This is a genomic window from Halosimplex marinum (assembly GCF_051414075.1).
Taxonomy (GTDB): Archaea; Halobacteriota; Halobacteria; order Halobacteriales; family Haloarculaceae; genus Halosimplex; species Halosimplex marinum.
Genome location: NZ_JBLKNY010000004.1, coordinates 260,957 through 281,108, shown reverse-complemented (window position 1 = coordinate 281,108; position 20,152 = coordinate 260,957). Strand labels below are relative to the sequence as shown.

Here is a 20,152-nt window from a genome sequence, read left to right as displayed (position 1 = left end):
TGGAGGTATCGCATAGTATGAGCCACGAGGAGTTCCCCACGGACAACCCCGCCGTCGTCACCTGCGGGTTGCCCTACGCCAACGGCGACCTGCACATCGGCCACCTGCGGACGTACGTCGGCGGCGACGTGCTCTCGCGGGCGCTGGAGACGCTCGGCCAGCAGACCGCGTTCGTCTCCGGGTCCGATATGCACGGCACCCCCATCGCCGTCCAGGCCATCGAGGACGGCGTCGACCCCGAGGAGTTCGCCCTGGAGTGGCACGAACAGTACGAGGAGACGTTCCCGAAGTTCGACATCGACTTCGACAACTACGGTCACACCCACGACGACACCAACCGCGAGCTCACCTACGAGATCGTCGAGCGGCTGGAGGCGGAGGGTTACGTCGAGGAACAGGAAATCAAGGTCGCCTGGGACCCTCAGGAGGACCAGCCGCTGCCCGACCGCTACGTCGAGGGCACCTGCCCCTACTGCGGCGCCGACGCCCGCGGCGACGAGTGCGACGAGGGCTGCGGCCGCCACCTCGAACCCGGCGAGATCGAAGAGCCCGTCTCGACGATCTCGGGCAACCCCGCCGAGTACCGCGAGCGGACCCACAAGTTCTTCCGCGTCTCGGAACTCACCGACTACCTCTCGGCCTTTCTCGACCGGCTGGAGGGGACCAGCAACGCCCGCAACCAGCCCCGCCAGTGGATCGAGGACGGCCTGCAGGACTGGTGTATCACCCGCGACCTCGACTGGGGCTTCGACTACCCAGGCGACGACGGCGAGGACCTCGTCCTGTACGTCTGGGTCGACGCGCCCATCGAGTACGTCGCCTCGACGAAGCAGTACACCGAGCGGGTCGGCGCCGACATCTACGACTGGGAACGGGCCTGGAAGGCCGACGAGGTCGGCGTCGAGGCCGCCGGCCCCGACTCGGGCGAGATAATCCACATCATCGGCCAGGACATCATCCAGCACCACACGATCTTCTGGCCGGCCATGCTCCACGTCGCCGGCTACAACGAGCCCCGCGCCGTCGTCGCCAGCGGGTTCATGAACCTCGACGGCGACGCGTTCTCGACGAGCCGCAACCGCGCCATCTGGGCTCGGGAGTTCCTCGACGAGGGGTTCCACCCGGACACGCTGCGGTACTACCTCACCACCGTCGGCGGCTTCCAGGACGAGATCGACTTCTCCTGGGACCGCTTCGCCGAGCGGGTCAACGGCGAACTCGTCGGCAACGTCGGCAACTTCGCCTACCGCTCGCTGCTGTTCGCCGAGCGCAACTTCGGCGGCACGCCCGACGCCGACGTGAGCGAGGAGGTCCGCGAGCGCATCGAGGAGGCCGTCGACGAGTTCGAGGCCGCGGTCAACGACTACTCCACCCGACAGGCCACCCAGGCCGCCGTGAACCTGGCCGCGTTCGGCAACGAGTACATCCAGCGCCACGAGCCGTGGAACCTGGACGACGACGAGGCCGCGCCGGTCATCCGCGACTGCGTCCAGGTCGCCAAGGCCGTCGCCGTCCTCGTCTACCCGGCGACGCCGGACACCGCCCAGCGGCTCTGGGATCAGCTCGGCGAGGACGGGTCGGTCGCCGACGCGACCCTCGACGCCGCGCTGGAAGCGCCACCGAGCGACTTCGGCGAACCCACGGAGCTGTTCGAGAAGATCGAGGACGAGCGCGTCGAAGAGTTGAACCAGAAACTCGAAGACCGCGTCGAGGCAGTCGCCGAGGGCGACGGCGGTGACGCCGAAGACGACGGAACCGAAACGGACGAGGCCGCCGGGAGCGACGAGGGAAGCATGGACGTGGAAGCCCTCGCCGAGGAACGGATCGGATTCGACGACTTCGAGGAGCTTGACATCCGCGTCGGGCGGATCGAGTCGGCCGAGCCCATCGAGGACTCGGACAAGCTCGCTCGCCTCGAAGTGGACATCGGCCTGGAGACGCGGCAGGTCGTCGCCGGTATCAAGCAGCTGCACGACCTCGACGAGCTGCCGGGGACGAAGGTCGTCCTGCTGGCGAACATGGAGAAGGCGGAGCTGTTCGGCGTCGAGTCCAACGGGATGGTGCTGGCCGCCGGCGAGCAGGCCGACCTGCTGACCACCCACGGCGACGCCGAGCCCGGGACGAAGATCCGGTAGCGAGCGGCAGGCGGCCGCTCCGTTTTCGACGCTCGGTTTCTACTCGATGTGGTAGTCGCTCACCCGCCGGACCGCCAGCACGTACGCCGCCGGCACGGCAGCGACGAGGACGACGGCGACGCCCAGCGCGACCCGTTCGAGCCCGGCGACCGACAGCGAGAGGCCGAACGGGAGCCGGGGGGCGAGCAGCGAGTGGATCACCAGCCGGTAGACCTCGTCGGTGAGGACGCCGGCGGCGCTGACGCCGAGGGCGGCGAGGATCGAGTACAGCGAGAACGCGGCCTTGCTCGGCGGCGTCGCAGTCCGGTCGGCGGTCACGTCGACCCCGTCGAAGCGGGGGAACCGCGCGCCGACCGCGGCCGCGAGGACGCATCCGCCGGCGACGACGACGAGCGCGAGCGCCGCGAATCCGACGGCCTCCCCCGTCGAGCCCCCGCTCGCGCGTGCCGCTGCGCCCGAGAGCACCGCCGCGACGGGGGCCGCGGGGGCGACGACCGCGAGGACGGTCCCGTGGACGACCTCGCGGCCGCTCGCGCGGGAGGTCAGGAGTCCGGGGAGCGCCGCGCCCTGGTTGCCCAGGAGGTTGAGCGGTGCGGCGACGCCGGCCGCCCACGCGCCGTACAGCATCGCGAACCACGGCGCGTACGACGGGACCGTCCCGGTCGCGAGCGCGCCCTCGACCATCGGGAGCGCGAACAGCAACGGCACCGCGGCGAACAGCAACTGCAGCGGCGCCCGGTAGGCGCGAACGAGCGTCGTCGCCGCGACGCCGACCGTGCCCTGCCGGCGACAGACCAGCCCGAGCGCGTCCCCCAGCCGGGTCGAACCCGTCGGCGTGACCGTCCCGGGGGCGGCGCCCGATGCCGCTCCGGGCTCGGACTCCTCGTCGGGTTCGGTCCCGTCCCCGGCGTCGCGCTGCTCGTCGGTGAACCACGCGAACTCGGCCGCGCGGACCGTCGCGAGGGCGCCGACCGGGGCGGCGACGACGGTCAGGCCGAGCGCGGCCGCGGCGCCGACCGTCGAGGCGTCGGCGCCCTCCGTGGTGACCAGCGCGAGGTCGCCCAGCCAGGCCAGCGGCGGGCCGCGCAGGACGGGCGAGAGGGCGTCGATGAGCGCGGGGAGGTGCCCGGCGAACATCACCCAGAAGTACGCGACTGCGACGACCGCACCGAGGACGGGCTTGAGCCGCGAGAGCCACTTCGACCGGCGGACGGCGCCTTTCAGCGCCAGCCCGACGGGGTAGCCGACGGCCATCGCGCTGACCAGCAGCGCGGCGGTCGCGGCGAGGCCGCCGGCCAGCGGTAGCGGCGTGCCGGCGCCGGCGGCCAGGCCGGCGAACCCGACGCCGAACGGGACGGCCACGTACGGGACGTAGGCGACGGCGTTCATCAGGAGGAGTCCGCCCGCGATGTCCTTCGGCGGTCGGATCGTCAGCATCGCGGCGGGCTCGTCGATCTCGCCGTAGGAGCCGACGCCGGCGACGACGCCCATGGCGAGGACGAACACCCACCCGCTGGCGACGAGCAGGGAGACCGTCGAGGCGGGAGCGGCGTCGCCGCTCGCGAGCGTCGCGCCCCAGTCGCTCGCTGCGTCGAAGGCGATGGGGAGCACCGCGAGGATGGCCAGCGCCCCCAGCGCGACCATCGCGAGCCACACGTCCTGAGCGCGGACCCGCCGGACCATCCGCCGCAACTCGACCCGGGCGACGGTCGCGCTGACGGAGGGCGACGGGAACCGCCCGCGCCGGCTCCGTGACGGAGACCGCCGCTCGACCGACGGCGACTCAGGCCTCGACTCGTTCGTCCGGGACATCCTCGTCCTCCGTGATGTCGAGGAACGCCGTCTCCAGGTCCGTCTCGCCGTCGTCGCGGGCCCGGCGTTTCAGTTCCTCCGTGGGACCCTCGGCGACGAGCTCGCCGTCGTCGATGACGCCGACGGTGTCGGCCAGTTCGTCGACGACCGAGAGCACGTGCGAGGAGAGGAAGACCGTCACGTCGCGCTCGGCGACAGCCGCGACGGTCTCGCGCATCGTCCGCGCGGCCCGGGGGTCGAGTCCGCTGGTCGGCTCGTCGAGAAAGACCACGTCGGGGTCGCCCAGCAGCGCCGCGATGGCGCCGACCTTCTTCTGCATCCCCGTCGAGTAGTCCCCGATCCGCCGGTCGGCGTCGCCCGCCAGGTCGAACCGCGCGAGCATGTCGTCGATGCGCTCGCCGGCCGCCTCCGGTGGGAGCTCGTGGAGTCGCGCGACGTACCGCAGGTGTTCGCGGCCGGTCAGCTCGTCGTAGACCGGCGGGTCCGCCGGCAGGTAGCCGATCCGCTCGGTCAGCGCCGGCCGGTCGTCGACGGCGGCGCCCGCGACCGTCGCGGTCCCCTCGGTCGGGCGGGTCAGCCCCGTCAGCATCCGCATCGTCGTCGTCTTCCCCGCGCCGTTGGGACCGAGGAAGCCGTACACGTCGCCCGCGGGGATCGACAGCGACAGGTCCGAGACGGCCAGTTCCCCGCCGTAGCGCTTGGTCAGCCCGTCGGCGGCGACGGCCGGGTCGGTCACCGTCGGTCACCTCCGACGTTCGCGGGGCCGTCGGAATTCGCGCGGCGCGGGACCGACTCGCGTTCGACTCCGCACTGCGGTCGGGCGGACGGCGGTCCGTACTGCGACCGCCACCGCTCGTCTGGAGGGCAGGTTCGCATACTCGGAGGCGAACCCCCTGAAACAAAAGCGCTTGGAGAACGTCGCTTCTATCCGGGGAGCGACAGGACTCGGACCAGGGCGCGGCCGGCGACGACAAGCCCTATTGGTCGCCGGCCGTTACGAGCGGCCATGGCAGACGACGCCGGGACCGACGACGAGGAGGAGTGGCGGTTCTCCGTCGACGAGGTGGGCGACGACACCGGCGACGTCGAGGAGGCCGACACGCTCGACGAGGGGAGCGACGAGTGGGACGTGGCCGTCGGCGACGACGGCGACGGTCCGACGGTCGCGTTCGGCGGGACCGAAGGGGGCGACCGCGACGGGGGAGACGGCGAGGCCGAGGGCGGCGGTAACGTCGCCGGGTCGGTGACGCCGGACGTCCCGGTCGAGTCCGACACGCCCAGCCCGGAGAGCGCGGTGTTCGTCGCCGCCGGCGCGCTGCTGGTCCTGCTGGTGTTCGCCAGCGTGGTCACGTCGCTGACACCGACGACGGTCGGCGGGATAACGTTCGGCGTCGCCGCCGTGACCGCGGTCGTCTACGCGGTGTTCGTGCGGTTCTGACGGCGACGGGACGCTCGTAGGCCCGAACCCCGTACGAGCAGAAGTGTTTTCGGGCAGGCGACCGAATCTCCGCTATGTTCGAGTGGATCGGTCAGACCTCGGTCCTGTCGTGGATCGGGGCCAACCTCTCGCTGTTCCTGGTGCTGGCCGGCGCCGGACTGATGTTCGCAGAGGCGTTCGCGCCCGGCGCGCACTTCGTCGTCCTCGGCGTCGCCCTGCTGGTGGCGGGGCTGGTCGGCCTGCTGTTGCCCCCCGGGCTCGGCGTCCTCGCGCCGCTGATCCTCGCCGGGCTCGTCCTCGGAGCGGGCGGCGCGGCCCTCTACGTCTACCGCCAGTTCGACTTCTACGGGGGCAAGGGGACCGACCAGACGAGCGACTCCGACTCGCTGCGGGGCAAGACCGGCCGCGTCACCGAGCGCGTCTCCCGGAGCGGCGGCGAGGTCAAACTCGACGGGGGCGGGTTCAACCCCTACTACCGCGCCGAGAGCGTCGACGGCGAGATCGAGGAGGGGACCGAGGTGATGGTCGTCGACCCCGGCGGCGGCAACGTCCTCACGGTCGAACCCCTCGCCGGCGGCGTCGACGACATCGACCGCGCGCTCGCCCGCGAGCGCCAGCGCGAGGGGACGGCGACCGACGGCGACGGCCCCTCGACCGACGACGCCACCGACGAGTCCGACCCCGACGCCGAGGACACCGACCGCGACCGCGAGTTCGAGACCGACACCGCCTGACCACCACCCCGACCGCGCGCCCGGCTCACCGTTCCGCCCCCGTCCGATCCCGTCCGCCCCCGTCCGATCCCGTCCGCCCCCGTCCGATCCCGTCCGCCCCCGTCCGATCCCGTTCTCGCGGGACCGGCCTGAACTGTGGTATCTCACCCAACACTTTTGATTGGGTGGAGCAAACTTCGAACGTATGAGCCCCGCACCTGTGTTGCAGAGCCTCGGTGGCGCCCTTCCGATCGTCGCAGTACTGCTGTTGTTGCTGGCGGTCGTGGTGGTCTACAAGTCCGTCGAGATCGTCAACGCCTACGAGAAGCGGGCGCTGACGGTCTTCGGGGAGTACCGCAAACTCCTCGAACCGGGTATCAACATCGTCCCGCCGTTCGTCTCGAAGACCTACGCCTTCGACATGCGGACCCAGACGCTGGACGTGCCCCGCCAGGAGGCGATCACCCGCGACAACTCCCCCGTCACTGCCGACGCGGTCGTCTACATCAAGGTCATGGACGCCAAGAAGGCGTTCCTCGAGGTGGACAACTACAAGAAGGCCGTCTCGAACCTCGCCCAGACGACGCTGCGCGCCGTCCTGGGCGACATGGAACTCGACGACACCCTGAACAAGCGCCAGGAGATCAACGCGAAGATCCGCAAGGAGCTGGACGAGCCCACCGACGAGTGGGGGATCCGCGTCGAGAGCGTGGAGGTCCGCGAGGTCAACCCCTCGAAGGACGTCCAGCAGGCGATGGAGCAGCAGACCTCCGCGGAGCGCAAGCGCCGCGCCATGATCCTGGAGGCGCAGGGCGAGCGTCGCTCTGCCATCGAGCAGGCCCAGGGTGAGAAGCAGTCCGACATCGTCCGCGCTCAGGGGAAGAAACAGTCGCAGATCCTCGAAGCGCAGGGTGACGCGATTTCGACGGTCCTCCGCGCGAAATCCGCCGAGTCGATGGGCGAACGCGCCATCATCGACAAGGGGATGGAGACCCTCGAAAATATCGGCCAGGGCGAGTCGACCACGTTCGTCATGCCCCAGGAGCTCACCTCGCTGGTCGGCCGCTACGGCAAGCACCTCTCCGGCAGCGACGTGACCGACATGGCGAAGGCCAACGGCGAGGGCGAACTCGACAGCCTCGACTTCGACAGCGAGACCCGCGAGCTGCTCGGCCTCGACGACATCGAGGAGATCCTCGGGCAGATCGACCAGGAGGCCGAGGTCGACGTCGAGGAGATGGAACAGGAGGCCCAGGCCATCAAGGAGGGCAGCGACGCGACGAACATCCGCGACCCCGACGAGGTCATCCAGGAGATGGACGCCGAGATGGACCCCTCGGGGAGCCCGGTCGGCGGCCCCGGCGGCGACGGCAGCGGCGGGAGCGCCGACGGGAGCAGCGGTGAAAGCGCCGGTGGGAACGCCGACGGCGAGCGCGAACCCGAGACCGAGACCGAGTAAGCCGTCCCTGTCCGCCCGGGTTCGGAGCCCGCGCTGGCCCCCAGTTCGGACCTGATCGGCTCCGACCCAGATACGTACCGCCCTCCTCCCCGTTACGATCCCGCGGGCGACTCGTTCGTCCGAATTCGGCCGCCGGAGCGGCGCTCGACCGTCCGAGTGGCGGCCGTTCGGGGAGCCGAAGCCGTTTTACCACCCCACTGCCAAAGTGCTCGTAATGGCGCAAGAGGGGGACGTCGACGAGAGCAAGCGGGCGACGCTCCGCCGGTTCGCCGCGCTGGGCGCGTCCAGCCCGCTCGTCGGCTTCGCGAAGGACAGCGACAGCGACGCGCCCGACGCCTTGCTCGGGTACGTCGCCGCGACCCCCGGCGCGCACTTCTCGAAGATCCGCGACGACCTGCAGCTGGGCACGGGAGAGACCCAGCACCACCTCCGCCGGCTCGAACGGGACGGCGCCGTCGAGAGCCGCGAGGACGGCGAGTACCGCCGCTACTTCCCGGCCGGCCGCTTCTCGGAGTTCGAGCAGGTAGCGCTGGGCTACCTCCGCCGGGAGACCCCCCGCGGGATGGTCGTCGCGCTCCTGCGCGACCCGGCGGCGTCGGGCACCGCGCTCGCCGAGGAACTCGGCGTCTCCGCGCCCACCGTCAGCAAGTACGCCAGCCAGCTGGAGGAGGCCGGCCTGCTCTCCCGCGAGGACGGCTACGCGCTCCGCCGGCCCGAGACGCTGCTCCTCCTGCTCGTCCAGCACGCCGACTCGTTCGGCCCCGAGGCCGCCGAGCTGGCGGCCGACGCCGACGACATCGTCACCTACGACCCCTGAGTCGGGCGTCTCCGGTCGAGTTACGCGAGCTACCGAAGACCCGCCACCCGCCAGCCGTCGCTGGCGGGTGTGAAAAAGCGCGAAGTGAGCGGTCGGTTACGCGGTGACTTTCCAGGTGGTCGACGAGGAGTAGCCCCACTTCTCCACGTCCAGATCGAGGTCGCTGTTCTGGATGGCGGTCATGTTCGAGCCGACCTCCTTGGCCGACAGATCGAGTTCGTCGCCGATGAGTCGCGACTTGAAGTAGGTCTGGGTGTCGGCGTTGTCGCGGAGGTACTCGAGGATCCGGCACTGCTTGGGGGTGAGTTGGTCGCCCGTCGCGCTCGCGGTGGTCGCGCTCATACTTCCACTCTGGTACCGTTCCCCTAAAGCGGGTTTGGTACGATCGGTAAAACCCGACGCCCTCCTGCGGTTACCGGGTCCGGACACAGTCGTAACGGCGGCCTACGACCGGCAGGCCGGGTGCCGTTGGTGCCGTTGGTTAACCGGCCGTACCATGGGTCGGAAGCGAACGCAGTCGCGGGCAGCGTCGACGGTCGCGCCGCTCGGCGGCTGGCAGGCGGGCGAAGGGGCGCCCGGAGAACTACAGGTCCTCGTCGATGATCTCGCCGACGGCGAAGTTGGACTTGACCTCGGTGACCTCCACCTTGACGCGCTCGCCCACGTCGGCGCCGGGGACGATGATGACGTACCCGCGCTCGACGCGGGCGATGCCGTCGCCCTGTTTGCCGATGTCCTCGATCTCGACGTAGCGGATCTCGCCGGCCTCGACCGGCGGTTGCGGTTCGGATGGGACGTTGTCCTCGTCCGTGCTCTCGGCCCGGTCCACCTCCGAGGAGATGAGCGCGACGCGGTAGGTTTCCCCCGGCTCGACCGCCCCCGTCTCGATCTCCCGCTTGGGCACCTCCACGACGTATCGGTCGCCGTCGTCCGACACGTCCGCACTGAACAGACACAGCAGTTTATCCGAGATTTCCACGATGTAGACCTCCGGGTGGGTCATGGAACCCCTCTATTAAGAAAGTATTCCAGCCCGAGCGCGCGGATCCGCGCGTCGCGGCCGGCCGGGCCCGCCCGCCGCGGTCACTCGACCGGCGTCCCGTCCGGTCGCTTCGCGCCCTCCGAGTCGAAGACCACCACCTCGCCGGGGTCGCGCTCGACGGGCCGGTAGCCGTCGCGGACGGCGATGGCCTCCTCCAGTTCCCGGACGGCCCGCTCCTTGAGCGCCCGGGCCAGCTCCTCGGCCTCCTCGCGCGAGATGTCCCGACCCAGCCCCTCGCACTCGTGAGCGCGGACCATCCCCTCCTCGTCGACGGCCTCGCCCATCGGCTGGCTCGTCCCGCCCAGGGCCACGCTGAACGGATAGGTCCGACAGACCAGCGGGCGGTCCTCGTGGACGGTGCAGGCGCCGACGCCGTCGTCGTCCTCCGCGTAGAAGGTGCAGTCGCCGCAGTCGTCGGTCTGGAGCGCCCACTCGAAGGTCTCGCCCTGGAGGCCGTCCTCGCCCTCGACGAGCCCGTAGGGCATCGGCCGGGCCACGTCCCGCCAGTCGTAGTCGCCCGTCTCCTGCAGTTCGCGCACTTCGTCCGGGAAGACGGTCGCGGTGTGGTCGTGGCCGCCGCTCTCCTCGTTCCCCTCGCCTGCTTCGGGGTCGCTCTCCTCGCCCGTTTCGGCGTCGCTCTCGCAACCCTCGACGGCCTTGCAGCAGGCGCCACAGCGGGTGCACTCGAAGCCGATGGCCTCGATGGCGTCGGCCAGCTCGGCCACGTCCAGCGCCTCGGCCCGCTCGCGCTCGGCCTCGAGACTCTCCATGGGCGAGCTACCGGGCCGACGGCCAAAAGCGCGTCGCGAGCGCGCCGGCCGCGAGACAGTCGAAGTCGGACGTCGCCTCACTCAGCGGACTCGTTCACCCGACGGGCCGCGCCCGTTCGCCGTCCCACCGAACACGGCCCTCGACGGCGAGCTTTTCGAGGTGCGCGCGGACGGTCGCCTCCGCGAGGTCGCGCACGCCCGACAGGTCCTTCCCGTAGGCGGCGTCGGTGACCTCGGGCACGGTCTCCGCGCCCGCCCCGACCGCCTCGCGGACCCGCCGCTCGCGGTCGAGGCGGTGGGCGACCAGCCGCGTCGCCGTCGCGCGGACCGCCGGCCCCTCGACGCTCGGGCCGTGGGCCGGCAGGAGCCGGTCGGGGGCCATCGCGTGGACCCGGCGGAGCGAGGTGAGGTACGCGCGCAGGTCGCCCTCCGGGGCGCCGACGACGACACTGCCCTCCGCGACCGCGAGGTCGCCGGCGACGAGGACGCTGTCGTCGGTCCTGCCGACCCCGCTCGCAGCGAACGCGACGTGTTCCGGTGCGTGACCCGGCGTGTCGACCACGCGGACCACCCCCTCGCCGATCCCGATGCGGGCGCCCTCGGCGAACGTCCGGTCGGGCGCGACGCCGGTGGCCGCCTCGAACGCGTCCGTCCGCCCCGTTCGCGCCCAGACGGTCGCGTCGTGTTCGGCCGCGTAGTCGGCCACGGCGCCGACGTGGTCGGGGTGGTGGTGCGTGACTGCGACGTGGCCGACGCCGCGCTCGGCTGCGACGGCGTCGAGGCGTTCGGTCCGTGCGCCGGGGTCGATCAGTAGCGCCGGGTCCGAGCCCAGCACGTACGCGGCCGTCTCGCCCGTCGGCGCGCGCGTCTCGACCGACGCGTCGACTCGCGCCGCGCCGGCGCACGCGGATTCCATGCGTCCCCGTTCGACCGGGCGACACCTGTCAGTTTCGGGGGCCGCAGTGTTCGACGCGTATAAGTTTTCTGTCCCAGATGATGCGACACATTTACGGGTGGTTACCACTTCCCCGGAAGCGTGAGACGCACCCTGATCGCGGTCGGACTGGTAGCGACGGTCGCACTGGCCGGCTGTTCGGCGCTGACCGGCGGCGACGCCGGCACCGACGGGCCCGGCGCAACGGTCTCGGACGACCGGGTCGCCGTCGAGAACGACAGCGCGGGCGCGACCGGGGTCAACCAGACCCTCCGCCTGACGGTCGACGAGACGACGAACGGTAGCGAGTGGACCGCGATCGGCGCGACGTACCCGCGCGAGAACTTCACGGTCGACTCAGCCCAGCACGAGGAGATCCGCCTCGGCGTGGACACCGACGGCGACGGCGAACTCGACCGCGAGTTCGACGAGGGTTCGGTCAGCGGCGTCAACAACAACGCCTACTCCTTCGACGTGACGCTGGACACCGACTACACGCTCTCGGAGGGCGACGTGGTCGTCGTCGGCTACCCCGCCGTCGACAACCCCGACGAGCCCGGCGAGTACGAGGTCGACGTGCGCGTCAACGACCGGCAGAACGCGACGGGCACCGTCACCATCGAGTGACGACGGCCGGCAGTCGACGTGAGGCACGTCTCGACCCGCGAGGGTCGACAGGCATTTACTCGCGGCCGGGCGACTCCCGATAGATGCGCGAGGCACACCCCGTCGAGCGGGCGGTCGGCATGGAGTACTACGTCAGCGACGCGCCCGGTATCGGGGGCCGCCTCCGCGAGTCGCCCGAGGACTTCGGCGTCACGGAGGTCGAGGCATTCGACCCCGACCCCCTGGACGCCGACGCCGGCGCCTACCCGAACGTGCTCGCGCGGGTCACCCTGCGGGGGTGGGACACCAACGACTTCGCCGCGGAGCTGTCCGACCGCCTGGGTATCTCCCGCGAGCGGGTCTCCTGGGCGGGGACGAAGGACAAACACGCCGTCACGACACAGCTGTTCTCCGTGGAGAAGGTCGGCCCCGACGACCTCCGGGCGGTCGACATCCGCGACACCGAGGTCGAACTGCTCGGCCGGACCGGCCGCCCCGTCCTGTTCGGCGACCTGGCGGGCAACGCCTTCGAGATCACCGTCCGCGGGCTCGACTCCGACGCGCCCGAACTCGCCGACGCGGTCACCGCCGACCTCCGGGCGTTCGCCAGCGGGAGCGATACGGCGGAGTCTGAGGGCGTGGCCACCGCTGGCGACGACCCCGTCACCGTGGGCGTCCCCAACTACTTCGGCCAGCAGCGGTTCGGCAGCAAGCGCCCGGTCACCCACGAGGTCGGCCTGGCGGTCCTCCGCGGGGACTGGAAGGGCGCCGTCCTGGCCTACGTCGGCAACCCCGCCGAGCGCGAGCCCGAGTCGACTCGCGAGGCGCGTGCGTACGTCGACGAGACCGAGGACTGGGCGGGCGCGCTGGAGCGACTGCCGAGGCGACTCGGATTCGAGCGGTCGATGTGCCACCGGCTCGTCGAGCGACAGGAGGACGGCGGGAGCGACGGCGGTGAACTCGACGACGAGGATTACCGCGCCGCACTCGAAGCGGTCCCCTCGAACCTCCAGCGGCTGTTCGTCAACGCCGCCCAGTCGTACGCGTTCAACCGGATCCTCTCGGAGCGGCTGGACCGCGGGCTCCCGTTCCACGAGCCCGTGGCCGGCGACGTGGTCTGTTTCGCGGACTCGGACGCACCGGCGGGCGTCGCGCTCCCCGATACCGACCGCACCCAGCGCGTGACCGAGGACCGGGTCGGGACGGTGCGGCGCCACTGCGAACGGGGCCGGGCGTTCGTCACCGCCCCGCTGGTCGGCACCGAGACGGAACTCGGCGACGGCGAGCCCGGCGAGATCGAACGCGAAGTGCTGGACGAGCTGGACCTCGACCCCGCGGACTTCGACCTCCCGGGCGAGTTCGAGTCGACGGGGACGCGGCGGGCGATCCTGCTGCGGACGGACCTCGCTGTCGAGCGGGCGGCCGGCGATGCCGACGACGCGCTCGCCTTCGAGTTCACGCTCCCGAAGGGGAGCTACGCCACGGTCGTCCTGCGGGAGTATCTCAAGACCGATCCCGACGATCTCTGAACGAGATGCCGGGTCGTCGGGAGCGGGTCTGTCACCGATCCGCACGGAACGGGCGTTCCGCGCTCCTTTTGCCGCTCGACCGGGATGTCCCCGTACATGGAGTGTCGGCGCTGTGGCTCGTCGCTGGAGCGGCCGGGCGACTACTGCCTGGTCTGTCGCTCCGACAACGCCGACGCCGTCGTGCTGGAGCTGGACCGGGACCGCGCCCGCGTGACGACGCTCGTCGACGAGGAGGTCGTCGGCGTCCGCGAGGTGACCACGACCCCCGAGGACGGTTCGGAGAGCGAGGTCGTCGAACTGCGGAACTTCGCCGGGCTGGTCGCCGACGAGGTCCGGCGCAAGCGCCCCGAGGAGGTGTACGCGACGGGGAACCGGGAGGTCCTCCGCGCGGTGCGCGGCCAGTTGCACCACGAGTTCTACCGGATCGGCGACGCCGACGACCCGGTCGAGTCCGTCATCTCCCGGAGGGGCGACGCCCCGCTGGAGGTCGTCGAGACGCCCCCTCGCGAGAAGATCGGCGGCTCCCACTCGACGCTCGTCGGCGGGCGGGCGGGCCAGCGCGCCATCCAGACCGTCGCCGGTCACCCCCACGTCAAGAAGATCATCCCCGGCCCCATCGACGCCGGCGGCTCGGGCTCGCGGTCGGGCGTCCGCGCGAAGGCCACCCGCGCCGGCGAGAACGGCAACGTCCGCCTGCTCATCCGCGACGGCTCCTCCGTCCAGGAGAACCGCGTCGTCACGACCGCCCGCGAGCGCGACCTCGGGGAAGTCGTCCGCGAGGACCTCAACGAAGCGCTGCGCGAGGCGGACTTGCAGGACTGACCGGCACCGGTCTCGCGGGCGGCCGGACCGCTCTACCCGTCGCCGACGGCGTCGAACGCGGCGAGCAACTGGTCGCGGCCCGACGCCCGGAAGGGGGCGTCGACCTCGCGCAGTTCCGCCCGGGAGACGAACCGCGCGGCGGCGGCGTCGGAGGCGGCCGCGACCGTGCCCGTCGCCGCGTCGGCGGGCGCGGCGTAGTTGAACGACACCATCGTCGTCGCGTCGAACTCCAGGAAGCCGTCGCCGAGCAGTCGCAGGTCGTCGGGGGCCACCGACAGTCCGGTCTCCTCCTCGAGTTCGCGCGCGGCGCCGGCGCGGGGCGGTTCGCCGTGTTCGACCCGACCGCCGGGCAGCGCCCACTCGCCGGCGTCCTCGCCGACGCCCAGCCGGACCAGCAGCAACTCGTCGCCGTCGACGACCGTCGCCCGCGCCATCGGGACCGGGTTCCGGTAGACCGTCAGGTCGCAGGCCCCGCAGTGCGGGCGGACCCCGTCGGAGGTCTCGCGCTCACCGAGTTCCGCGCCGCAGGTCGGGCAGTGCGTGACTGCGTCCGTCTCGACCGTCCATCCCATGTGCGGGCCGTCGCGCGGAGGGGACAAACGAGTTGTCCCCGCGGCCGTCGACCGGGCGGCCGGCGAGTGGCCGGCCGGCGAGTGAGCGCCGCGACCGGACGGCGGCCGACGGGGCGGCCGGCGATCGAGCCCCGACGACCGAGCGGCCGGCGACGAGAGAGCGGGCGGGTGCGACTCGCAGGGTTTATACGGCCAACTGCCGGACGGTACGATACTATGGCCGAACAGCAGGGACGAACCGGGAGCGCGGGACGGTTCGGCGCGCGGTACGGCCGCGTCGCCCGCCGCCGCGTCGCCGAGATCGAGAGCGAGATGAACGAGGACCACACCTGCCCCGACTGTGGCGAGGACCGCGTCGACCGCCAGGGCACCGGTATCTGGGAGTGCGGCTACTGCGGGCACACCTTCACCGGCGGCGCGTACAGCCCGACGACCCCCGGCGGCCGGACGGTCACCCGGTCGATCCGCGCCGCCCTCGCCGACGACGACGAATGAGCTACAAGTGTTCCCGCTGTAAGCGCGACGTCGAACTGGACGAGTACGGCGGTGTCCGCTGCCCGTACTGCGGCCACCGCGTGCTCCTGAAGGAGCGCAGCCGCGACATCAAGGAAGTCGACGTACAGTAGCGCGACCCAGCCGTGGACCACGAGGCCGTTTTCGACTGCGAGTATCCCGACGCCGAGCGCGCCCGCCGCGTCGAGCGCAGCGTCGCCGTCGAGGCCGGCGACATCGAGGGCGACCGCACGACCGCGACGCTGGAGCGCGACGGGCCGACCCTGACGGTCACCGTCGCCGCCGCCGACCTCGTCGCGCTGCGGGCCGGCTGTAACACCTGGCTGTCGCTCGTCGCCGTCGCCGAGGACTGCGGGGCCGCCGTGACAGCGGACTGACGCGGCGGCGAACTTACGCGTCGCCACGGCGGACTGAAGCAGTGGCGAACTGGCGCGCCGTCGTGCGTGAACCGAGCCCACAAGTTATGACCCTCGCCGCAGTAACGTACCTCCATCATGGGTACTGAGCACGTGTGGGAGGGGACGCCGTGAGCGAGCGGGTGGGGCGACGCGAGGCGGCGGCCGACCCCGTCGTCGCGGAACTGCTCGACGCGGTCGACGACCCGGCGGTCGTCTGCGACCCCGACGGCGCGATCCGCGCCTGGAACGGACCGTTCGCCGAGCGGGTCGAGGCCGACCCGGGCGAGTCGTCGGTCGGCGAGGTCGTCGACTGCCCGAGCGACCCGCTGGAACGGGCGGTCGAGACCGGCGAGCGCACCATCGGGAGCGGGGCGGTCGACGGGGGCGGCCGGGAGGTCACCGTCGCCGTCCGCCCGGTCGAGCGCGAGGGGACGGTTACGGCGGCGGTCGTGACGTTCGCCGGGCCGACCGACCCCTTCGAGACCGAGCGGGCGCTCTACGAGGCCAGCGTCGACGCCGCCGCCGACGCGGTGTACGTGGTCGACCGCTCGCACGCGATCCGGGCGGCCAGCGACGGGTTCACCCGGTTCACGGGCATCCCGACCGAGCGCGTCGAGGGCCGGGACGTGGACTGCCTGCGGGAGTTCGGGATCGTCGACGGCGAGGTCTTCCACGAGGGGATGCGGGCGCTGCGCGAGCTGTTCGCGGGCGAGGCGGAGCGCCGTCACGTCACCTCGGAGGTCCGGCTCGACGACGGGACCGGGTTCGTCGAGAACCGCATGACGCCGATCGAGCGCGACGGCGAGGTGGTGGCGGTCGTCAACGTCGTCCGGGACGTGACCGACCGCGAGCGCCGCCGGGAGGCGCTGGCGGCCAACCGAGAGCGGCTCGGCACCATCATGGCGGACCTGCCGGTGATGATGGTCGTCCTCGACGGGGCGGGGCGGATCGACCACTGCCGCGGGGTGGACTTCGACGCGCTCGCCTGCGACCGCTCGGAGTTCCTCGGCGAACCCGTCGAGGCGTTCGAGCCCGTCTGTCCGGACCTGGTCGACGGCTTCCGCCGGGCGCTCGACGGGGAGACGACCGTCGAGACGGCGGCGATCAACGGCCGGACCTACAAGGCGTGTTTCGAGCCGCTGTCCGAGTCCGCGACGCCGACGCGCGACGGCACCTGCGACCCGGCGGACACGGGCGCTATCGCCGTCGCCATCGACATCACCGACCGCAAGCGCCGGGAGGAGGAGCTCCAGACGCGCGAACAGGAGCTGCGGGCGGTCATCGACAGCAGTCCCGACCCCATCGTCATGCAGGACGCGGAGGGCCGCTACCAGATCGTCAACGAGGCGATGCTGGAGAACGTCGAGTTCGACCGCGAGACGGTCGTCGGGTCGAAGTCCTGCGAGCTGTTCGCCGACCCCGTCGCCGAGCGCATGGAGGACCACCGACAGGCGGTGCTGGAGTCCGGACGGGCCCGCACCGTCGAGGAGGAACTGTCCGGCGAGGACGGCGAGCTGGTCGTCCAGCTGACGCTCGCGCCGTACCGCGGCCCCGACGGCGAGATACAGGGGACCGTCAGCATCGCCCGGGACATCACGGAACTGGAGCGACAGCGCGGCGAGCTGGAGACGCTGGCCGAGATCCAGGAGCTCGTCCAGGAGAGCGTGCGCGCGCTGACCGGAGCGACGACCAGCGAGGCCGTCAAGGAGACCGTCTGCGAGCGGCTGGCCGGCTCGGAGTACTACGAGTTCGCCTGGATCGGCGGGCGGGAGCCCTCCGAGCGGGAAGTCCGGCCGGAGTGCTGTGCCGGGATCGACGACGGCTACCTCGACGAGGTCACGGTCACGGTCGCGGCGGGCGAGGAGGGCGGTAGTCCGGCCGCCGAGGCCTACCGCACCGGCGAGGTGCAGGTCGTCCACGACGTGACGACGGACCCGGTCTTCGAGCCCTGGCGGGAGGCCGCCGTCGAGAGCGGGTTCGGGTCGATGGTCGCGGTGCCGCTGACCCACGGGGCGACGACCCACGGCCTGCTGGCGGTGTACGCCGACCGCGCGAACGCCTTCAGCGAGCGGGAGCTGGCGGGCTTCGAGACGCTCGGCGAGGCGGTCGGCTTCGCGCTCGCCGCGGCCCAGTACCGCCGGCTGGTCGAGGCCGACTCCGTCCTCGAACTGGAGTTCGAGGTCCACAGCACGACGCCGCTGTTCGCGGCCAGCCGCGAGCACGGCTGTCGCTTCGAGATCGACCACGCGGTCCGGACCGGCGACGACCGCGTCGTCAACTACCTCACCGTCGAGGGCGCCGACCCCGAGGTCGGCGCGGCGGCCGCCCGCGAGCTGTCCAACCTCGAAGAGATCCGCGAGCTCGACCGCGAGGACGGTCCCCACTTCGAGCTGACGCTGACCGACTCCGTCTTCCGTCACCTGGCCGACGCCGGCGCGCGCGGCAAGCGCGGCGTCGTCGAGGACGGCGTCGGCCACATGCTCGTCGAGGCGCCGGCGGATCTGGACGTGCGGCGGGTCACCGAGGCGATGGACGCCCGGTTCCCCGACGTGCAACTGGCCGCCAAGCGCGAGCGCCACAGGACCGACGCGCCCTGGTGGCCGGGCCACGGCGACATCGGCACCCGGCTGACCGACCGCCAGCGCGCGGTCCTCAAGACCGCCTACTACAACGGCTACTACGAGTGGCCCCGCGAGGCCGACTCCGAGACGCTCGCCGACTCGCTCGACATCGCCTCGACCACCTTCCTCCAGCACCTCCGCAAGGGCCACCGCCGCGTCCTCGAGTCGATGTTCGACGCCCAGTGACCGCGCGGACCCGCCGCGGCGGCGAACATCCACCGCTCGAAACAGGTGAACGAGTCAACAGGATGCCTAGGCTTCTAGGGCCGATATTCTTGACCGAGAGGGGGGAAAGGGTAGAGTAGACTGGTATGAGTGAACGGAGTGGGTCAACGGACGACGGCGGTGGTCGCGCGGAACCTGCGGTCGACGACCTGGAGGGGGATCGGCCGTTCATCGACACGGTGTTCGAGGCCCTGTCGGACTGGCGTCGTCGGGAGGTCTGTCAGTTCTTCCGGGAGGGCGACGTGAGCACCGCGACGGTGGACGAACTTGCGATGCTGCTGGCGGCCAGCGAGCCCGCGGGACTCGGGGAGCCCCGCGGGCGCAGCCACGACGAGTTCGCGACCGAGCTCGTGGAGACGCACCTCCCGCGGCTCGACGCGGCGGGCGTCGTCGACTACGACGACCGCTCGGACACGGTGCGCTACTGGGGCCAGCCGACCGTCGAGAAGTGGCTCGAACACGTCACCGAGGTCGACGGCCACAACAACTGATACGGTCGGTTGTAACTGTTTGCCGGAGGTTCGCCGGACCGCCCGGCGGACCCCGGAGATAACGTACAACCGACCGTACGACGGGGCCGGCAACCGGGCCGCCTGCCGGCCGACTCGAAAGCGGGGGTTTTTCACCACGGGTCACCCACGGAGAGGTATGCAGGGTAATCTGCCGCCTGAAGCACAGGAGAAGCTCGAGGAACTGCAGGATCTGCAGGAGAAGGCCCAGCAGGTCGCCGCGCAGAAACAGCAGGCCGAGACCCAGCTCCAGGAGGCCGAGACGGCCCTCGAAGAGCTGGAGAACATCGACGAGGACGCCGGGATGTACCGCCGCGTCGGCGAGCTGCTCGTCCAGACGGAGTACGGCGAGGCCCAGGACGACCTCGAGGAGAAGGTCGACAGCCTCGAAGTGCGCGTCGAGACGCTGGAGAAACAGGAGGAGCGCGTCCAGGAGCAGTTCGAGGAGCTCCAGACCGAACTCCAGAACATGCTGCAGGGCGGCGGCGCGGGCGGTCCGGGCGGCATGGGCGGCCCGGGCGCCGGCGGCGCGTAGATGCCGACCGACGACGCGGCGGCCGACGCTGACGCCGACGGGGAGTCCGACAGCGGTCCCACGGACGAGGAAGTGGTCCGGACCGCGGCCGAAGCCGCCGAAAACGTCGTCTTCTCGCGGTTCGACCGGTCGGCGGTCGACGACCTCGACGTGACCGTCACCTTCGAGGACGGGGTCCTGGAGGTCGACGTGTACCTCAACGCGCCCGACGCCGCGGGCGACCCCGACCGCGTCGCCGACGACGCCGCGCTGGCCGCGCGCGGCGCCGTCGACGACCTGTTCGCGTAGCCCGGCCGGACCTCGGCCGGCGACGCTCGCTCGACCAGTGGCGACGCTCCCGAGTCAACGGCGGCCGTGCCGACCGAACGGGCTCTTCTCGCGCGCGCTCTCGACGACGCCGGCGCTCGACGCGAGTCGACTGACCGCGGAACCCGGTAGCTTCAGTCGTGGTCCACGTCGGCGACCGCGGGGTCGTCGTCGACGACGCGGTCCCCGACGAACCCCGAGCGGAAGGCGATCCAGGCGAGCGCGCTCATGAAGAGGATCGGCGGGAGGATCATGAAGCCCCAGAGGGGGTTGATCCCCCACTGCAACAGGAGGACGACATCCGCCAGTCCGAGCAGGAGGAAGGGCAACACCGCCAGTGCCGCCCGTTTCCGGTTGTACCCGCCCTCGTCGCTGTCGGCCATACCCGGTCTTGGG

General features: G+C 71.5%; 23 protein-coding genes. 15 read left to right on the top strand and 8 right to left on the bottom strand.

All coding sequences use genetic code 11. The features are described from left to right. Window positions 1-17 precede the first annotated feature (17 nt). Window positions 18-2,135 carry a methionine--tRNA ligase gene (metG, locus tag ACMGFI_RS09605; RefSeq protein ID WP_436909226.1) on the top strand — a complete coding sequence of 706 codons (2,118 nt, stop codon included), beginning with the start codon at window positions 18-20 and terminating at the stop codon, window positions 2,133-2,135. A 39-nt stretch (window positions 2,136-2,174) separates the two neighbouring features. Here the strand turns inward: metG and ACMGFI_RS09600 are convergent, their stop codons facing one another. Further along, window positions 2,175-3,818, bottom strand: coding sequence for a hypothetical protein (locus ACMGFI_RS09600; protein WP_436909225.1), 1,644 nt, complete (start codon window positions 3,816-3,818; stop codon window positions 2,175-2,177). 100 nt (window positions 3,819-3,918) lie between these two features. Beyond that, window positions 3,919-4,683, bottom strand: a complete 765-nt coding sequence (locus ACMGFI_RS09595) for an ABC transporter ATP-binding protein (protein ID WP_436909224.1) — start codon at window positions 4,681-4,683, stop codon at window positions 3,919-3,921. Window positions 4,684-4,953: 270 nt separating this feature from the next. On the opposite strand from ACMGFI_RS09595, the gene ACMGFI_RS09590 reads away from it, so the two are divergent. The 4 genes from ACMGFI_RS09590 (at window position 4,954) to ACMGFI_RS09575 (ending at window position 8,374) form a co-directional block, all read left to right on the top strand. Continuing rightward, window positions 4,954-5,385 carry a DUF7312 domain-containing protein gene (locus tag ACMGFI_RS09590; protein WP_436909223.1) on the top strand — a complete coding sequence of 144 codons (432 nt, stop codon included), beginning with the start codon at window positions 4,954-4,956 and terminating at the stop codon, window positions 5,383-5,385. Between the two features lie 74 nt (window positions 5,386-5,459). Then, complete coding sequence (locus ACMGFI_RS09585) at window positions 5,460-6,119, top strand: NfeD family protein (protein ID WP_436909222.1); 660 nt, start codon at window positions 5,460-5,462, stop codon at window positions 6,117-6,119. A 184-nt stretch (window positions 6,120-6,303) separates the two neighbouring features. Beyond that, window positions 6,304-7,557 (top strand): SPFH domain-containing protein, encoded by a 1,254-nt coding sequence (locus ACMGFI_RS09580; RefSeq protein ID WP_436909221.1) that lies wholly within the window; start codon window positions 6,304-6,306, stop codon window positions 7,555-7,557. A 214-nt stretch (window positions 7,558-7,771) separates the two neighbouring features. Further along, complete coding sequence (locus ACMGFI_RS09575; protein WP_436909219.1) at window positions 7,772-8,374, top strand: winged helix-turn-helix transcriptional regulator; 603 nt, start codon at window positions 7,772-7,774, stop codon at window positions 8,372-8,374. 96 nt (window positions 8,375-8,470) lie between these two features. On the opposite strand, the gene ACMGFI_RS09570 is transcribed toward ACMGFI_RS09575, so the two are convergent. The 4 genes from ACMGFI_RS09570 to ACMGFI_RS09555 all read right to left on the bottom strand — a co-directional run bounded on the left by ACMGFI_RS09570 (window position 8,471) and on the right by ACMGFI_RS09555 (window position 11,102). Continuing rightward, window positions 8,471-8,716 (bottom strand): DUF7123 family protein, encoded by a 246-nt coding sequence (locus tag ACMGFI_RS09570; RefSeq protein WP_436909218.1) that lies wholly within the window; start codon window positions 8,714-8,716, stop codon window positions 8,471-8,473. Window positions 8,717-8,957: 241 nt separating this feature from the next. Further along, window positions 8,958-9,353, bottom strand: coding sequence for a TRAM domain-containing protein (locus ACMGFI_RS09565; RefSeq protein ID WP_436909217.1), 396 nt, complete (start codon window positions 9,351-9,353; stop codon window positions 8,958-8,960). 104 nt (window positions 9,354-9,457) lie between these two features. Further along, on the bottom strand, window positions 9,458-10,186 hold the full coding sequence (locus ACMGFI_RS09560; RefSeq protein WP_436909216.1) for a YkgJ family cysteine cluster protein: 729 nt from the start codon (window positions 10,184-10,186) through the stop codon (window positions 9,458-9,460). A gap of 94 nt (window positions 10,187-10,280) precedes the next feature. Continuing rightward, window positions 10,281-11,102: an MBL fold metallo-hydrolase gene (locus ACMGFI_RS09555; RefSeq protein ID WP_436909214.1), complete on the bottom strand. Its 822-nt coding sequence runs from the start codon at window positions 11,100-11,102 to the stop codon at window positions 10,281-10,283. 120 nt (window positions 11,103-11,222) lie between these two features. Between ACMGFI_RS09555 and ACMGFI_RS09550 the strand changes: the two genes are divergently transcribed. From ACMGFI_RS09550 to ACMGFI_RS09540, 3 genes are all read left to right on the top strand, one after another. After that, window positions 11,223-11,747, top strand: a complete 525-nt coding sequence (locus ACMGFI_RS09550; RefSeq protein WP_436909213.1) for a hypothetical protein — start codon at window positions 11,223-11,225, stop codon at window positions 11,745-11,747. A gap of 83 nt (window positions 11,748-11,830) precedes the next feature. Beyond that, complete coding sequence (gene truD / locus ACMGFI_RS09545) at window positions 11,831-13,255, top strand: tRNA pseudouridine(13) synthase TruD (RefSeq protein WP_436909212.1); 1,425 nt, start codon at window positions 11,831-11,833, stop codon at window positions 13,253-13,255. 96 nt (window positions 13,256-13,351) lie between these two features. Continuing rightward, window positions 13,352-14,077 (top strand): DUF2103 domain-containing protein, encoded by a 726-nt coding sequence (locus tag ACMGFI_RS09540; RefSeq protein ID WP_436909211.1) that lies wholly within the window; start codon window positions 13,352-13,354, stop codon window positions 14,075-14,077. A 32-nt stretch (window positions 14,078-14,109) separates the two neighbouring features. Here ACMGFI_RS09540 and ACMGFI_RS09535 read toward each other — a convergent pair whose 3' ends face one another. After that, window positions 14,110-14,649: an NUDIX hydrolase gene (locus ACMGFI_RS09535; RefSeq protein ID WP_436909210.1), complete on the bottom strand. Its 540-nt coding sequence runs from the start codon at window positions 14,647-14,649 to the stop codon at window positions 14,110-14,112. A 216-nt stretch (window positions 14,650-14,865) separates the two neighbouring features. Here ACMGFI_RS09535 and ACMGFI_RS09530 point away from each other — a divergent pair, with 216 nt between their 5' ends. From ACMGFI_RS09530 to ACMGFI_RS09500, 7 genes are all read left to right on the top strand, one after another. Beyond that, a complete protein-coding gene (locus tag ACMGFI_RS09530; protein ID WP_179922426.1) occupies window positions 14,866-15,144 on the top strand; it encodes a 50S ribosomal protein L37ae in 279 nt (92 codons plus the stop codon). Continuing rightward, the gene (locus ACMGFI_RS09525; RefSeq protein WP_015408900.1) at window positions 15,141-15,275 is read left to right on the top strand and encodes a DNA-directed RNA polymerase subunit P; all 135 of its coding nucleotides are present in this window, start codon (window positions 15,141-15,143) and stop codon (window positions 15,273-15,275) included. Before ACMGFI_RS09530 ends, ACMGFI_RS09525 begins: the two co-directional genes overlap by 4 nt. A gap of 12 nt (window positions 15,276-15,287) precedes the next feature. Next, on the top strand, window positions 15,288-15,539 hold the full coding sequence (locus tag ACMGFI_RS09520; RefSeq protein WP_436909209.1) for a KEOPS complex subunit Pcc1: 252 nt from the start codon (window positions 15,288-15,290) through the stop codon (window positions 15,537-15,539). Between the two features lie 149 nt (window positions 15,540-15,688). Continuing rightward, a complete protein-coding gene (locus ACMGFI_RS09515) occupies window positions 15,689-18,367 on the top strand; it encodes a PAS domain-containing protein (protein ID WP_436909208.1) in 2,679 nt (892 codons plus the stop codon). 125 nt (window positions 18,368-18,492) lie between these two features. After that, window positions 18,493-18,897 (top strand): DUF7344 domain-containing protein, encoded by a 405-nt coding sequence (locus ACMGFI_RS09510; RefSeq protein WP_436909207.1) that lies wholly within the window; start codon window positions 18,493-18,495, stop codon window positions 18,895-18,897. 157 nt (window positions 18,898-19,054) lie between these two features. Then, window positions 19,055-19,450, top strand: a complete 396-nt coding sequence (locus ACMGFI_RS09505) for a prefoldin subunit beta (protein ID WP_135363921.1) — start codon at window positions 19,055-19,057, stop codon at window positions 19,448-19,450. Continuing rightward, on the top strand, window positions 19,451-19,738 hold the full coding sequence (locus tag ACMGFI_RS09500) for a DUF3194 domain-containing protein (RefSeq protein ID WP_436909206.1): 288 nt from the start codon (window positions 19,451-19,453) through the stop codon (window positions 19,736-19,738). Between the two features lie 152 nt (window positions 19,739-19,890). Here the strand turns inward: ACMGFI_RS09500 and ACMGFI_RS09495 are convergent, their stop codons facing one another. Next, on the bottom strand, window positions 19,891-20,139 hold the full coding sequence (locus tag ACMGFI_RS09495) for a DUF8142 family protein (protein ID WP_436909205.1): 249 nt from the start codon (window positions 20,137-20,139) through the stop codon (window positions 19,891-19,893). Between the last annotated feature and the right edge of the window lie 13 nt (window positions 20,140-20,152).

What these genes read in the sequence shown, in the direction of transcription:
- metG (WP_436909226.1), top strand. Translation starts at nt 18, where the DNA reads ATGAGCCACGAGGAGTTCCCCACGGACAACCCCGCCGTCGTCACCTGC.
- ACMGFI_RS09600 (WP_436909225.1), bottom strand. Translation starts at nt 3,818, where the DNA reads ATGGTCCGGCGGGTCCGCGCTCAGGACGTGTGGCTCGCGATGGTCGCG.
- ACMGFI_RS09590 (WP_436909223.1), top strand. Translation starts at nt 4,954, where the DNA reads ATGGCAGACGACGCCGGGACCGACGACGAGGAGGAGTGGCGGTTCTCC.
- ACMGFI_RS09585 (WP_436909222.1), top strand. Translation starts at nt 5,460, where the DNA reads ATGTTCGAGTGGATCGGTCAGACCTCGGTCCTGTCGTGGATCGGGGCC.
- ACMGFI_RS09580 (WP_436909221.1), top strand. Translation starts at nt 6,304, where the DNA reads ATGAGCCCCGCACCTGTGTTGCAGAGCCTCGGTGGCGCCCTTCCGATC.
- ACMGFI_RS09575 (WP_436909219.1), top strand. Translation starts at nt 7,772, where the DNA reads ATGGCGCAAGAGGGGGACGTCGACGAGAGCAAGCGGGCGACGCTCCGC.
- ACMGFI_RS09570 (WP_436909218.1), bottom strand. Translation starts at nt 8,716, where the DNA reads ATGAGCGCGACCACCGCGAGCGCGACGGGCGACCAACTCACCCCCAAG.
- ACMGFI_RS09560 (WP_436909216.1), bottom strand. Translation starts at nt 10,186, where the DNA reads ATGGAGAGTCTCGAGGCCGAGCGCGAGCGGGCCGAGGCGCTGGACGTG.
- ACMGFI_RS09555 (WP_436909214.1), bottom strand. Translation starts at nt 11,102, where the DNA reads ATGGAATCCGCGTGCGCCGGCGCGGCGCGAGTCGACGCGTCGGTCGAG.
- truD (WP_436909212.1), top strand. Translation starts at nt 11,831, where the DNA reads ATGCGCGAGGCACACCCCGTCGAGCGGGCGGTCGGCATGGAGTACTAC.
- ACMGFI_RS09540 (WP_436909211.1), top strand. Translation starts at nt 13,352, where the DNA reads ATGGAGTGTCGGCGCTGTGGCTCGTCGCTGGAGCGGCCGGGCGACTAC.
- ACMGFI_RS09535 (WP_436909210.1), bottom strand. Translation starts at nt 14,649, where the DNA reads ATGGGATGGACGGTCGAGACGGACGCAGTCACGCACTGCCCGACCTGC.
- ACMGFI_RS09530 (WP_179922426.1), top strand. Translation starts at nt 14,866, where the DNA reads ATGGCCGAACAGCAGGGACGAACCGGGAGCGCGGGACGGTTCGGCGCG.
- ACMGFI_RS09525 (WP_015408900.1), top strand. Translation starts at nt 15,141, where the DNA reads ATGAGCTACAAGTGTTCCCGCTGTAAGCGCGACGTCGAACTGGACGAG.
- ACMGFI_RS09510 (WP_436909207.1), top strand. Translation starts at nt 18,493, where the DNA reads ATGAGTGAACGGAGTGGGTCAACGGACGACGGCGGTGGTCGCGCGGAA.
- ACMGFI_RS09505 (WP_135363921.1), top strand. Translation starts at nt 19,055, where the DNA reads ATGCAGGGTAATCTGCCGCCTGAAGCACAGGAGAAGCTCGAGGAACTG.
- ACMGFI_RS09500 (WP_436909206.1), top strand. Translation starts at nt 19,451, where the DNA reads ATGCCGACCGACGACGCGGCGGCCGACGCTGACGCCGACGGGGAGTCC.
- ACMGFI_RS09495 (WP_436909205.1), bottom strand. Translation starts at nt 20,139, where the DNA reads ATGGCCGACAGCGACGAGGGCGGGTACAACCGGAAACGGGCGGCACTG.